We start from the raw sequence: 13,614 nt of genomic DNA, 5'->3' as shown, positions 1-13,614 counted from the left end.
AGAAAAGGTTGCAAAAATGAAACATTTAGAAATTGAAATGAAAACACTTCTCAGTGAAGAAGAATATGATCGATTGCTAGCTCAATTTTCAGAAGTCACTCCTGTTACACAAAAAAATTACTACCTAGATTCGCCTGATTTTTACCTTCGCCAGCATAAAATCGCTATGCGAATACGTACTTTTGAAAATAGTGCCGAATTAACCATTAAGATTCCTCAAAAAGTTGGAAATATGGAATACAATCAATCCCTTACTCTTGAGGAAGCTAAATATTGTCTTGAAAATTGTAAACTTCCTCAGGGGTTGATTTTGGAAGAACTAAAAAGCCGTGGACTTTCAACAAGTGGTTGGGTGGTTTTAGGTTGCCTAACTACTGTTCGTTACGAAAAAGAAACAGCAATTGGGCTCATGGCGCTTGACCAAAGCCGCTACTTTGATATTGTAGATTATGAACTAGAGCTAGAAGTTGAAAATGGTGACCAAGGAAGTCTTGATTTTCAGGAGTTTTTACAAGCCAATGATATCCATTACAAGAAAGCTCCTTCTAAATTAGTGAGATTTATAGAAAATATGAAAAAAAACTGAAATTATCTTCTTTTTTTGATAAAATAGAAGAGATAAAAAATAATAGAATCTGTGAAAGAAAACACTTTCCTTTGAAAATGTTTTTTCACCGATTCACTTAATTTATAGAGGACGGTTTATCAATGTCAGATACAAAAAATATGAAGCTTTTTTCTCTTTCATCCAATCATGAAATAGCTCAAAAAATTGCAGATGCTGCAGGTGTTCCACTTGGAAAGTTGTCATCACGTCAATTCTCCGATGGCGAAATCCAAGTTAACATTGAAGAAAGTGTACGTGGATATGATGTTTACATCATTCAGTCTACTTCTTATCCAGTTAGCAATCATTTAATGGAACTTTTAATCACAGTCGATGCTTGTGTCCGCGCCAGTGCAAATACAATTAATGTTGTCATGCCCTATTTTGGTTATGCACGTCAAGACCGTATTGCTTCTTCTCGAGAACCTCTTACGGCTAAACTTGTTGCAAATATGTTAGTAAAAGCTGGGGTTAGCCGTGTATTGACACTGGACCTTCATGCTGTTCAGGTACAAGGTTTCTTTGATATTCCTGTAGATAACCTCTATACAATTCCGCTATTTGCTAAACACTACATTGATAAAGGTTTAACTGGTCCAGATGTGGTTGTTGTCAGCCCTAAAAACTCAGGTGTAAAACGTGCTCGTAGCCTTGCTGAATACCTTGATGCTCCGATTGCTATCATTGACTATGCTCAAGATGATTCTGAACGTAGCCAAGGTTACATCATCGGAGAGGTTGAAGGTAAGAAAGCAATTTTAATCGATGACATTCTTAATACAGGCCGTACTTTCTCAGAAGCTGCTAAAATTTTGGAACGCGATGGTGCTACTGAAATTTACGCGGTATCCAGCCATGGATTGTTCGTCAACGGTGCTGCAGAGTTGTTGGATGCAGCTAATATCAAGGAAGTCTTGGTTACAGATTCTGTATTGACAGAAAGTAAAAAGCCTAAGAATGTACAATATATTACCGCAAGCGAACTAATTGGTGATGCCATGGTTCGTATTCATGAAAGAAAACCAGTTAGTCCACTATTTAAATTTAAATAGAAATTAGGTGAGTTTTTGATTTATTTAGATAATGCTGCTACGACACCCATGTCATCTGCAGCTATCTCAGCAATGACTCAAGTCATGCAGGAGACTTATGGCAATCCTTCTAGTATTCATGGTCATGGGCGTCAAGCAGGAAAATTATTACGTGAAGCCCGTCAAGAGTTAGCAGGTATACTAGGTACAAAGCCCCAACACATTTTCTTCACATCTGGTGGTACAGAAAGTAATAATACTGCTATTATCGGCTACTGTCTTCGTCATCAAAATCGCGGAAAACACATTATTACTACTGCTATCGAACATCACGCTGTGCTTGAGCCAATTGAATATCTGGTGGAAAATTTTGGGTTTGAAGTGACTATTTTAAAACCCGACGACAATCATGAAATCACTGCAGATCAAGTCAAAAATGCACTGCGTGAAGATACTATTCTCGTTTCAACTATGTATGTTAACAATGAAACAGGTACTCTTTTACCAATCGCTGAAATTGGTCAGATTTTAAAAGTCCATTCAGCTGCTTATCATGTAGATGCTGTTCAAGCTGTCGGGAAGCTAGAGATTCTTCCTGAAGAACTAGGGATAGATTTCCTCAGTGCTTCTGCTCATAAATTTCACGGTCCAAAGGGTATCGGTTTCCTATACGCTGCTTCTACAGATTTTGATCCTTATCTACATGGTGGAGATCAAGAACAGAAAAAAAGAGCAGGGACAGAAAACCTTCCCGCAATTATAGGTATGGTTGCAGCTCTTAAGGACGATATAGATCATCTAGAGGCTAACTTTAATAAAGTTCAAAAACTACAGAAAGTTTTTCTAAATGAAATGGCTGAATCAACCTATTATCTTAATCAAGGTAAAGAGCAACTCCCTTATGTCCTAAATATCGGATTTCCGGGACAACGCAACGATCTACTACTACTTCGTTTAGACCTTGAAGGTATTTCTATTTCAACAGGTTCTGCTTGTACAGCTGGTGTTGTTCAGGTCAGTCATGTTCTTCAAGCCTTCTACGGAGAAGAATCTCCTCGCTTACACGAGTCTGTACGTGTCAGCATTTCACCTCAAAATACAGAACAAGAAATGATAACTCTTGCTAAAACTCTTAAAAATATCATCGGAGGATAAACTTAATGGCATTTGAGCAAACGATTAAACTTAAAAATTGTCGTTACGAATACACACTTAGTCCAACTGTTAAAAAATTTACGCTTAAAGATAATACTTTTTTTGAAACTAAAGTTGGGAACTATGAATTAACGCGTCTACTTGAAAAAGTTCCAAATAGCGGAGAAGGATTCCAACTTAAGATTATCATCAACAAAGACTTAACTGGTGTAAAAATCAATATCACTGATAAATTTGGTCTACGTTTAGTTGATATCTTCAAATCAGAAGAAACTCATATCCACCAAGAGAAATTTTACTTTTTGATGGATAGCCTGGTTGAACGTGGCGTATTTACAAAAAGCGAAAGATAGAAGGTCATTATGTTTCGATTAACTTACAAGGACTCCTATCAAGTAGAGCGTGTGCAAGAATATGAAGACTATGAAGCTCTTATGCTCTCTCTATCGGGTTGTGTAACTCTCCCTGATACTACTCATATTACTTCATTAACACATGATGGAGTTGAAATCTATCAAGGGCTTCTAGGTAACCTCTACCGCTTTTTAAGGACTTACCACGAAACGAAGATAAACTAAGAATTTTCTTAGTTTTTTTCGTTATTGTTGCAATTTTCACAAGCTTTCTATAAAATAGTAGATAGAAAGGTTGTGATTTTGTGAAAGAAAAACAGTCTGCTATTCCTAAAGCAACAGCAAAGAGACTTTCTCTCTATTACCGTATTTTTAAAAGATTTAATGCCGAGAAAATTGAAAGAGCTAATTCCAAACAAATTGCAGAAGCGATTGGAATTGATTCTGCCACTGTTCGTCGTGACTTCTCTTACTTTGGCGAACTTGGACGTCGTGGATTTGGCTATGATGTCAAAAAGCTTATGAACTTTTTCGCTGATCTTTTAAATGATAATTCTATTACCAATGTTATGCTGGTAGGTATTGGAAATATGGGGCATGCCCTCCTCCACTACCGCTTTCATGAGCGTAATAAAATGAAAATCATCATGGCTTTTGACCTAGATGATCATCCTGAGGTTGGTACAAAGACACCCGACGGTGTTCCAATCTATGGAATCTCTCAAATAAAGGATAAAATTAAGGATAGTGATGTTAAAACTGCTATTCTTACTGTTCCTAGTGTTAAATCTCAAGAAGTTGCGGAACTTTTGGTTGATGCTGGTATCAAAGGTATCCTCAGTTTTTCTCCTGTTCACCTACATCTTCCTAAAGACGTAGTTGTTCAGTATGTCGATCTTACTAGCGAACTTCAAACCCTCCTCTATTTCATGCGAAAAGAGGATTAGAAAGCGAATTGATTTATGAAAAAACCAGTTATTGGGATTACAGGAAACGAAAAAGCCCATCCAGACGATGAGCTTATGATGAGTTATGCTGCCAAAGGCTTTGTTGAAGGAGTTAAGGAAGCTGGAGGTATCCCCATTATCCTACCAATTGGTGATGAAGAAATGGCCGGTTACTACATTAGTTTAATTGATAAACTTATTCTAACTGGTGGACAAAACGTTGACCCTGAATACTATGGTGAGCCAAAAGCTATTGATAGCGACGATTACCACCTTCAACGCGATATTTTTGAGTTAGCCCTCATTAAAGAAGCAATCAAGCAAAAGAAACCTATTTTTTCTGTCTGTCGTGGTACTCAGCTCTTTAACGTAGCCATGGGTGGGTCTCTTTATCAAGATATCGAAGATCATTGGCAAGATACTTCCGCTGAATACACCACTCAGCGGCTTGTCACCGAACCAGATACTATTCTAAGAGAAATCTATGGAGAAATCTCTCATATCAATTCTTTCCACCATCAGAGCATCAAAGATTTAGCCCCTAATCTTAAGGTTGTAGCACATGATCCTAAAGATGGTATTATCGAAGCTGTAACAACTACGGACGGCTTCCCTTATCTTGGTGTTCAATGGCATCCTGAATTTCTCTTTGAAAATCGCCCCAAAGAGAAAACACTTTTCGACTATGTCGTCAATGAATTGTAAAACCTGTATCATATACAGGTTTTTTATACCAGATCCGTCTTCTCGCGGTAACTAAAATAATCAGAATGAGAGACAATTAAATGATCCAATAAGACCAATCCCATTAATTCGCAGGCTTCTTTAACAAGCTTCGTAACATGGTCATCATTAGGGCTAGGAACTACTGCTCCTGATGGATGATTATGAACCAGAATCACAGATGTTGCCATATGCTTCAAAGCGTAGTGGAGAATTTCTCTGGGTTCAGCAATGCTTCTCGTGGCAGACCCGATAAAAATAGTCTGCTGGTGAATGATTTGATTTTGAGTATTCAGATAGAGCGCCACTAGGTGCTCTTGTTTTTTATCTCCAAGCTCAGACTGCATCTTTTTAGCTAATTTACGACTGCTAAGAATACTCTCCATTTCCACTGTTTCCCTTTTATGGATACGGTAGCCTAATTCAATAACGGCTTGCAATTCGATAGCCTTAACACGTCCAATACCCGATAGAGTCTGCAATTCCTGTAGACTCATTCTTTTGAGGTCAGTTAAACATGTCAGCTGATTTAAGACCTTCTGCGCTATTTCAAAAACATTAGCCTGTTTTGTGCCTGTCCTTAGTAATATTGCCAGTAATTCTTGGTTGCTAAGTGCTTCTACTCCTTCTTTGACTAGTCTCTCTCTTGGTAAAAGCGAATCTTCTTGAAATGAAATACTATACATAAAAATCCTCCTCACTTTATTATTCGTGAGAAGGATGCTTAATTTCATAAAAACTAGTTATTTTCAGATTTTTTCAAGTGCAATACGCAAATCTTCAATCAAATCATCGACATTTTCCAGTCCAATTGATAGACGAATTTGATTTTTAGTTACTCCTGCTGCTTCTAGATCAGAGTCAGACAATTGAGCATGCGTTGTAGTTGCCGGATGAACGACCAATGATTTGGCATCTGCTACGTTTGCAAGGTTTGAAAAGATTTCTAAGCTATCAATCACTTTACGTGCTTCTGCTTCTCCACCCTTAACGTGGAAGGTAAAGATAGAACCAACACCTTTTGGTAAATATTTCTCCGCCAATGAATGGTAAGGGCTATCAGCTAATTTTGGATAATTAACTTTTTCAACTTTTGGATGGTTCACAAGGAAATCAACAATTTTTTCAGCATTTTGAACATGACGTTCAACACGGAGAGATAGTGTTTCAAGACCTTGTAGGAGCAAGAATGAGTTAAATGGTGAAAGGGCAGCTCCCATATCGCGAAGCAATTGCACGCGAGCAGCAACGATGAAGGCTGCAGCACCTACATCACGAGTATAGCTTAAATTATGGTAGCTTGGATCTTCATTGACGAATTGAGGGAATTTCCCTGAAGCTGCCCAATCAAACTTGCCGCTATCAACAATGACACCACCAATAGTTGTACCGTGTCCACCGATAAATTTAGTTGCCGAGTGAACTGAGATATCTACACCGTGTGAAAAGACATTAATGAGATATGGTGTTGCAAAAGTATTATCAGAAACTAAAGGAATTTGATGTTTATGAGCAATTTCAGCAATTTTTTCGATATCAGGAATGTTGATAACTGGATTGCCCAAAGTTTCAATCAAAACAAGTTTGGTATTGTCTTTAATCGCTGCTTCCACTTCTTCTAAATGATTGATATCAACAAAAGTTGTGGTGATTCCGTATCGAGGAAGAGTTTCTTTCAAAAGGTTAAAGGTTCCACCGTAGATTGTTGAAGCTGCAACAACATGATCACCTGCATGAGCAAGTCCAAGGATAGTATAAGTAAGAGCTGCCATTCCAGAAGCTGTGGCAAGTGCACCTACTCCGCCTTCTAGTGCTGCAATACGCTCTTCAAAGGCTGAAGTTGTTGGATTGGTAATACGAGTATAGATATTTCCAGCTTTTTGAAGGGCAAAAAGGTCTGCACCCTCCTGTGTATTTTCAAATACAAAAGATGTTGTTTGATAAATAGGGACAGCACGAGACTTGGTAGTAGTATCTACCACTTGCCCTGCATGCAATTGAAGAGTTTCAAATTTAAATTCACGAGTCATCATCAGACCTCCAAAGATTTCAGTAAATTAATTGTATCATCTATGGCAGTCAGTTACAAATACAACTTTGTTATATATTGGCATAAGCAATAGCTATGGCATATATTAGAATTGAAAAACTTTTTTCAGATAGTTTAAAAAGTTTGTATTCGCTATTTCTATACTTTATAATGGATAAAAAGGAGAAGACTATGTCAGAAATTACACATGAAATTGATTCAAACTTCGCTGGTCGTTTAAATATTTTACGTGCTGGTGTGCTCGGAGCCAATGACGGGATCATTTCCATCGCTGGAGTTGTTATCGGGGTTGCCAGTGCAACCAGTAATATCTGGATAATCTTTCTTTCAGGTTTGGCTGCCATCTTAGCGGGTGCCTTCTCTATGGCTGGAGGTGAATATGTTTCAGTATCCACTCAAAAAGACACTGAAGAAGCCGCTGTAGCCCGTGAACAATTACTTTTGGATAAGGATATCGAGGCCGCAAAGAAATCTCTTTATGCTGCTTATCTTCAAAATGGTGAGTGTGAAACTTCAGCTCAACTTTTAGTCAATAAAGCTTTTCTTAAAAATCCACTTAAAGCCTTAGTTGAAGAAAAATACGGAATCGAGTATGAAGAGTTTACAAATCCTTGGCATGCTGCAGCATCTAGCTTCGTCGCTTTTGTTCTTGGTAGTTTACCACCAATGCTTTCCATTACCATCTTTCCAAATGACTATCGAATCCCTGCTACTGTTTTTATCGTTGCGATTTCTCTATTGATTACAGGTTATACCAGTGCCAAACTTGGGAAAGCCCCAACTAAAACAGCTATGATTCGTAACCTTTGTATCGGTCTTTTAACCATGGGAGTGACCTATCTATTGGGTCAGTTGTTTAGTATTTAAGATAAAAATTGATGCTGAGCAAAAACTAGATTAAAAATAAAACCACACAGTGATTTCAAGCTTGAATAGCATCAAGCCGAAAGAAATACTGTGTGGTTTTTGAATAGTAGCCTTTTAGAGTCTAAACTACTGGCCAATTTTGCTAGATTTATAGTCGTGAAGGTGAATCCTAACTCTGTTTAAATGGCTTATTTGCCTCTAATACTCAATGAAAATCAAATAGCAAACTAGGAAATTAGCCACAGGCTGTACTTGAGTACATCAAGGCGACGCTAAAGCAGTTTGAATTTGATTTTCGAAGAGTATTAATTATAAACCATGGCATGAGAAAGGTATTCTGTAAGAAAAAACTGCACTGGTCCTCTGAAAAATCAAATGATGCAACAACTGCTCAATTATTGATAAACATAAATTGATGATGCGATGGACCTAACTTTGTATACACACGATGCAAATAAGTAAAATGAATGTCATTGTCTTCTTCAGGACTATTTGTAAGTTTTATCAACTAAAAAGCGCGATTATCAAGATAAGATATTAGAATTAAAAATTGACTTTTTTCTATCAAAACAGGCAAATAAATCGCAATCACTTACTTTTTTCTTTAAAAGATTCATATAATTTTTTATAGAACTCTTTTATATCTTTTTTCTGAGAATTCAACTCTTCTTTACCATAGTCAAAATTTGCTACTACAAATCCCTCGTCAGCATCAGAAAAAGTAAAAAATTCTATTTCAATGAGTTTATTATGCTTAGAGTCCTCTATAGTGTCTCCTAAATTATTATTAAATCGCTTCACTTCTTCTTCACGAACTCCGAACCCCATAGCAGCTCCATTTGCAATGATGTTTGAAAATACTTCTTCTGAAGACGCTACTTCTTTTACAGTTATGAAGTATGTAGCTTCTTCTGTTTCTACTTCTTTCACTTTATTCCATTTTTCTGTATCACTAGAAGAAACCGTATAAACTGTTAACTCCAGTGTTGGTTTATTAGTATTTTCTTTTATGATCATTTGTTTTCCAAAGAAGAAAATACCAAGTAGCCCAGCTACAAAGATCAAAGCAATATAAATTATCTTTTTCATACATTATCCCCTATATCTTTCATATCAATGATCACATCAACTTTGTTATAGACAGCTGGATCATGAGTTGCTATAATAACATATTTGTCTTCATCTCTTTCATTTAATAATAAACGAATAATTTCTTTTCCAATCTCACCATCTAAAGCTCCTGTAGGTTCATCTGCTAAGATAATTTTACGTGGTTTCATTAACATTCTGGCAATAGCTACACGTTGAGCCTGCCCTCCAGACAATTCATATATTTTTTGATGTAAATAGTCGCTCGACAGTCCTACTTTTTCAAGTACATCAGTTATTATTTTTTTGTCTTTAGTGATAAGTTTCAAATTATCATATACTGTTTTGTTCTCTATTAAAGAATAATTCTGAAATACATATCCAACAGTATTTTTAAAGAAGGTTCTTTCTTTTATCTTCCAAATATCCTGTTCATCAACTAAAACATTCCCACTATCAATTTTTTCTAATCTTCCTATAATATTAAGAAGAGTACTCTTACCAGAGCCAGAACCTCCAATCAATGCATAGCTTTTTCCAGATTCAAATCTTAAATTTAAGTCTGTAAAGATCTTTTTTGAGCCGAAACTTTTTGAAACGTTCAAAAGGTCAATTGTCATGTTTCATCTCCTTTTAAAATTTTAGTATAGCTTTCAGATAATTTTCTAAAACTCATGATTATTGACAACATCAAAACCAGCAGAGAAGCAAGACCAATATATAGCAGCTCTATTTGCCCTGTCATAAGAAATGTAAATAGAATAACCATTGTAATAGTCATCATAAAGTACTTGAGACTTGAAATTGCTATATATGTTTTTGACAGACCCAAAATGATTTTTTTCACATATTCATTCTGTTTTAGGGCAATATAAAGTTGGACATATTGATAAATGAGTATAAAGACAATACTGTAAATTATCTTCTGCAAGATTTGTGACAGTAGAATTTGGTGCTCTAAGGATTGGATCTTCAACTTCACAATTTGGTAAACATCTACTGGATTCATTGAAACATTCAACTGGGTAGTCATCTCATTTATTTTTTTACCGCTTCAGGACTAAAAAGAGATTTATATAGTATATTACTAGCCAAAGAAAACTTGTTGTTTTCGATCATTTTGTCTGTATCTAACACAACAACAATGTTATCTTTGCTATCTGCTACACTTGCCATTGGAAAAATATCTTTATTTTTATGATCGATATCAGCATCCTCATTGAAATAAAAAATTTTTTCACCATCAGGAATTATTTGTACTGCAAGTTCTTCTTTTGTATAGTTTGTTCCAATAAATTGTTCTGCTACAACTGTATTCTCAATAGATTTCTGGTTTTCTTTCCATTTTTCAGGAATATAGATGGTTGCTATCTTATTATCTAAAAGATGATAGTTTGTTCCATTCACTTTATTTTGTAGGTTAGCACCTGTTTGATTGATATAAATCAGATCTTTATTTATTTCTGGGTTCGTTATTCCATCATTTTCTAATTGTTTAGAAAAGTCTTCTAAAGCATGAGATGTATCTGGAACATAGGCCGAGGATCGTTCTATATATAAATAATCTAAGTTTTTTAAGGAAGCAGCTATCTGTAGATACTGACCATCCGAATCACTTACTTCTCCATTTTTAGCAGAGTTATTTTCAATTCCAAGGAACTCAATCCTTCTCCAGTCTTTTACTGTGTCCCATGGTACTAAATTCTGTATCTGTATGTTAATACTGGATTGGCTACTCTTTGTTTCTTGTAAAAAAATTCCTGATACAACGATAATAATCGAAATAATGGCAAGCCATACGACAAAAATAAGCTTGTTTTTCGCCTTGTTTTTGATAATTTCAATGGGCTTTTCAATCTGAATCGTCAACCAAAATAAAACAAAGGTGATGAGATCAATGATTTGAAATAGTATAAAATTCGTTATAAGCAGAGAGAAAAATAACTTAGAACTATAGGTTAAGAAACCATTTCCCAAAAAAGAACTGTAAGAAATCATCAATAAAGCCATCATAATCAGTTCAAAAATAAGAGAAATGCCATACTCTCTTCTAAGGTCGTATACAGGCAAGCCCAAAGAACGTCGTATCACTCCTTCTTTGATCTGCCTCGTCCTAACAACAAATAAAACAACTAATAAAGTTAAGTAAATGGAACCCATTAACAGTATTCTTAAAGTTCCAGTAAATTGTAAGATTCCTCCTATATACCAAGGATAAGCCATATAGACTGTTTGTAGTCCTGTCATCGTAAGTGGTTTCAAACTGTCTACATCCATTTCCCCAAGGGTGTAATACATCCCTATTATCGGTACTGACTTTAACTGTTCATTGTTTGCATCATCGAAATTTACATACTTCAACTGACCCGAACTCTGAACAATCGGCTTGTAAATGGTAACTTTTTCCGTTTTTGATAGGTCACGAATCATTTCGTAAATTTCGTTATTAGAAAGATTGCTTTTCCCTTGAATAGAAAAAGCACCATCAATTGGTAAAGGTATGGGCGTTTCGGTATCGCTAATAGTGACCAGACCAATTGCAGCAATCAAACAAAAGAAGAATCCAATGATACATAATTTTAATTTCATAAGCACTTACCATATCTTTTCATTGGGACTCTTGTTTTCATAAATTATTTTTAGAATCCATAATAATCCCAATATGCATTTAAGCGAACATCGTTTCAAGATTTTTTCTTGAAATGTCTATCTATAATCTTTTTTATCGTGAACTTTAACGTTCCCAAAATATTCGTTGGGGTTAATACTATGATTCCTTGACAAACACTTCTTATTATATTTGAACAATCTTGCGATAACTTCTTGAAGTAATCATAAAGATAAGTACGTAGATGAGGGCAAAGATACTACAAATGGAAAGTGTTACACTTAACATCATAGCTGTATCCACACCACCAATAGCCTTGAGAATCAAACTCAACATGTGATAGGCAAAAGCAAGGTGTAGGAAGGCAAAGATTACAGGGAGGAAGAAGACAGTCAAAACCTGCTTGTTAATGGTTTGCTTGATTTGTTTTTGATCCAAACCAACCTTTTGCAGGATGACAAAGCGTTCACGGTCTTCATAACCTTCTGAGATTTGTTTATAGTAGATAACCAGTACAGTACCTATCATAAAGATGATAGAGAGGAAAATACCAATAAAGAGGACACCTCCATAGAGAACATTCATTTGGGCAATTGCATCACTTGAACCATTACCCCCGTAAACCATAGCATCTTCACTCTTGAGATTATGGCTAAAATTATTTACATACGCATCAAAATCATCAGCTAGTTTTAACTGTTCCTCTAGACTTGCGGTGACATCCATACCACCATAAAACTGAGGGTAGACAGCAGAATCTTGGTACTGATCCAAAAAGCTTTGAAGATCTGGTACAACTAGGTAGTTAAAATCTGAAACTAAAAGGATATAGAGATTGGAAACATGGTTAGCTAAAAAATCTTGCTGGATTTCTTGCTTGATACTATACTCCTGACTGTTAAGACTAAATGATTTCTGACCTTTTAGTTGGTTATTTTTAGCCCAAAGACCTACTTCATTACCAGTAAGATTTAGCTTTTGTCCAGTCATTTTTTCATAGTCTTTTTGATCAAATACTAGAAAAACTGTCTTAGGTAATTCCGTGATTTGTTCTTTAGTCATGATGGTTAATTTAGTTCCATCTTGACTAGAAAGGCCAAAGCTAGCATAGCTAAGAACGTCTTTATTGCTAATCGTCAAGTTCTTTTCACTGGCATATTGAGTCAATAGTTGGTCTAAATTCTCAACTTCAATATTATTTCCCTTAGCCTTAACATCGAAATCATGAGGATACATGATATTTTTTATATTTTCAGAACCGTTGTAGATACTGGTTGCTGCTGACATAGTAACCAAAACCATGGTGGAAAGGATGGTAATGGTTGCTAAACCGACAGCGTTTTTCTTCATACGGAAGATAAGGTTAGAAACAGAGATGAGGTTATTTGGTTGGTAGTAATAACGCTTGTTTTTCTTGAGTAAGTGTAAGAAAACTGTAATACCCGCATTGAATAAGAGGTAGGTCGCAACAATTACCAACAGGACGGCTATAAAGAAAGTAACAGTCGCTGAAACTGGATCTTTTACGCTTTGTGCTAGATAGTAGCCACTACCTAGTGCAATTAGCCCTAGTAAAGTTTGAAGGACTAAGAAACGTCCCTTCTTCTCCCCTTTTACTTTTTCACGAGATAGTTGCAGAGCATCCATACGGGCGATTCGAAGGGCATTCAGAAACATGAGGCCTAGGAAAATCAAACCAAAGACAACAAGTACTGTAATGACAACTTTCATCTGGAAGGTAGCGACCAACTCAACCTTCAATTTCATCAGTTTAAGTAAGAAGGCGAAAATCAACTTGTCAAACAAGGCTCCAATACCGATACCTGCTCCAACAGTTAGAATTCCAAATAGCACCAACTCTTTAAAGGTCATACTGATCAGATGACGCTTTTCCAAGCCCAACATACCATAAATCCCCAACTCCTTGGAGCGGTTTTTCATAACAAAACTATTGGCATAAAGGACGATAATGGCTGACGCAAGGGTGACGACAAACATTCCAAATCCTAGAGTAGCTTGAATGGTGGATCCTCCACGGATTTCCGCAATCTTGGGATTGAAGGTTAGAGAGTAAAAGAGATAGCTGATAGTGACTGCCAAAATGACAGCCAAAGCAAACGGATAATAGAGTTTGCGGTTTTTAATTAAGTTGGATATGGCCAACTTATTGGTTAATCGAAACAT

The 13,614-nt window shown here is 36.1% G+C and carries 13 protein-coding genes and 1 pseudogene; 8 read left to right on the top strand and 6 right to left on the bottom strand.

The genetic code is table 11. The features are described 5' to 3' along the window. Positions 1-16: 16 nt before the first annotated feature. The 7 genes from SPAR10_RS08495 to SPAR10_RS08465 all read left to right on the top strand — a co-directional run bounded on the left by SPAR10_RS08495 (position 17) and on the right by SPAR10_RS08465 (position 4,798). Positions 17-586: a CYTH domain-containing protein gene (locus SPAR10_RS08495; protein ID WP_004252943.1), complete on the top strand. Its 570-nt coding sequence runs from the start codon at positions 17-19 to the stop codon at positions 584-586. 122 nt (positions 587-708) lie between these two features. Continuing rightward, positions 709-1,659, top strand: a complete 951-nt coding sequence (locus tag SPAR10_RS08490) for a ribose-phosphate diphosphokinase (RefSeq protein WP_004252940.1) — start codon at positions 709-711, stop codon at positions 1,657-1,659. A gap of 15 nt (positions 1,660-1,674) precedes the next feature. Further along, a complete protein-coding gene (locus SPAR10_RS08485; protein WP_004252937.1) occupies positions 1,675-2,793 on the top strand; it encodes a cysteine desulfurase family protein in 1,119 nt (372 codons plus the stop codon). 5 nt (positions 2,794-2,798) lie between these two features. Next, entirely contained in the window at positions 2,799-3,146 is a 348-nt protein-coding gene (locus SPAR10_RS08480; RefSeq protein ID WP_004252935.1) for a DUF1831 domain-containing protein, read from the top strand. 9 nt (positions 3,147-3,155) lie between these two features. Continuing rightward, entirely contained in the window at positions 3,156-3,371 is a 216-nt protein-coding gene (locus SPAR10_RS08475) for a DUF4649 family protein (RefSeq protein ID WP_004252933.1), read from the top strand. Positions 3,372-3,451: 80 nt separating this feature from the next. Then, on the top strand, positions 3,452-4,093 hold the full coding sequence (locus SPAR10_RS08470) for a redox-sensing transcriptional repressor Rex (protein WP_004252929.1): 642 nt from the start codon (positions 3,452-3,454) through the stop codon (positions 4,091-4,093). Between the two features lie 15 nt (positions 4,094-4,108). Next, positions 4,109-4,798, top strand: a complete 690-nt coding sequence (locus tag SPAR10_RS08465) for a gamma-glutamyl-gamma-aminobutyrate hydrolase family protein (RefSeq protein ID WP_004252925.1) — start codon at positions 4,109-4,111, stop codon at positions 4,796-4,798. A gap of 23 nt (positions 4,799-4,821) precedes the next feature. Here the strand turns inward: SPAR10_RS08465 and radC are convergent, their stop codons facing one another. Continuing rightward, positions 4,822-5,502, bottom strand: a complete 681-nt coding sequence (radC, locus tag SPAR10_RS08460) for a RadC family protein (protein ID WP_004252924.1) — start codon at positions 5,500-5,502, stop codon at positions 4,822-4,824. Positions 5,503-5,565: 63 nt separating this feature from the next. Further along, positions 5,566-6,846 carry an O-acetylhomoserine aminocarboxypropyltransferase/cysteine synthase family protein gene (locus SPAR10_RS08455; protein ID WP_004252921.1) on the bottom strand — a complete coding sequence of 427 codons (1,281 nt, stop codon included), beginning with the start codon at positions 6,844-6,846 and terminating at the stop codon, positions 5,566-5,568. A gap of 191 nt (positions 6,847-7,037) precedes the next feature. Between SPAR10_RS08455 and SPAR10_RS08450 the strand changes: the two genes are divergently transcribed. After that, positions 7,038-7,733, top strand: coding sequence for a VIT1/CCC1 transporter family protein (locus tag SPAR10_RS08450; protein ID WP_004252914.1), 696 nt, complete (start codon positions 7,038-7,040; stop codon positions 7,731-7,733). Positions 7,734-8,321: 588 nt separating this feature from the next. On the opposite strand, the gene SPAR10_RS08445 is transcribed toward SPAR10_RS08450, so the two are convergent. The 4 genes and pseudogenes from SPAR10_RS08445 to SPAR10_RS08430 all read right to left on the bottom strand — a co-directional run bounded on the left by SPAR10_RS08445 (position 8,322) and on the right by SPAR10_RS08430 (position 13,614). Next, positions 8,322-8,822 (bottom strand): hypothetical protein, encoded by a 501-nt coding sequence (locus SPAR10_RS08445; RefSeq protein ID WP_004252900.1) that lies wholly within the window; start codon positions 8,820-8,822, stop codon positions 8,322-8,324. After that, positions 8,819-9,442, bottom strand: a complete 624-nt coding sequence (locus SPAR10_RS08440) for an ATP-binding cassette domain-containing protein (protein WP_004252896.1) — start codon at positions 9,440-9,442, stop codon at positions 8,819-8,821. The genes SPAR10_RS08445 and SPAR10_RS08440 overlap by 4 nt, the downstream gene beginning before the upstream one ends. Further along, a pseudogene (locus tag SPAR10_RS08435) lies at positions 9,439-11,411 on the bottom strand (ABC transporter permease). The gene SPAR10_RS08440 and the pseudogene SPAR10_RS08435 overlap by 4 nt, the downstream one beginning before the upstream one ends. A gap of 205 nt (positions 11,412-11,616) precedes the next feature. Continuing rightward, positions 11,617-13,614 (bottom strand): ABC transporter permease, encoded by a 1,998-nt coding sequence (locus SPAR10_RS08430; RefSeq protein ID WP_004252891.1) that lies wholly within the window; start codon positions 13,612-13,614, stop codon positions 11,617-11,619.

The sequence above is a fragment of the Streptococcus infantis SPAR10 genome (assembly GCF_000279535.1).
GTDB classification, from domain to species: domain Bacteria; phylum Bacillota; class Bacilli; order Lactobacillales; family Streptococcaceae; genus Streptococcus; species Streptococcus infantis_I.
Note: the sequence above shows the minus strand (reverse complement) of the source record. Positions and strands in the feature narration are given on the sequence as shown.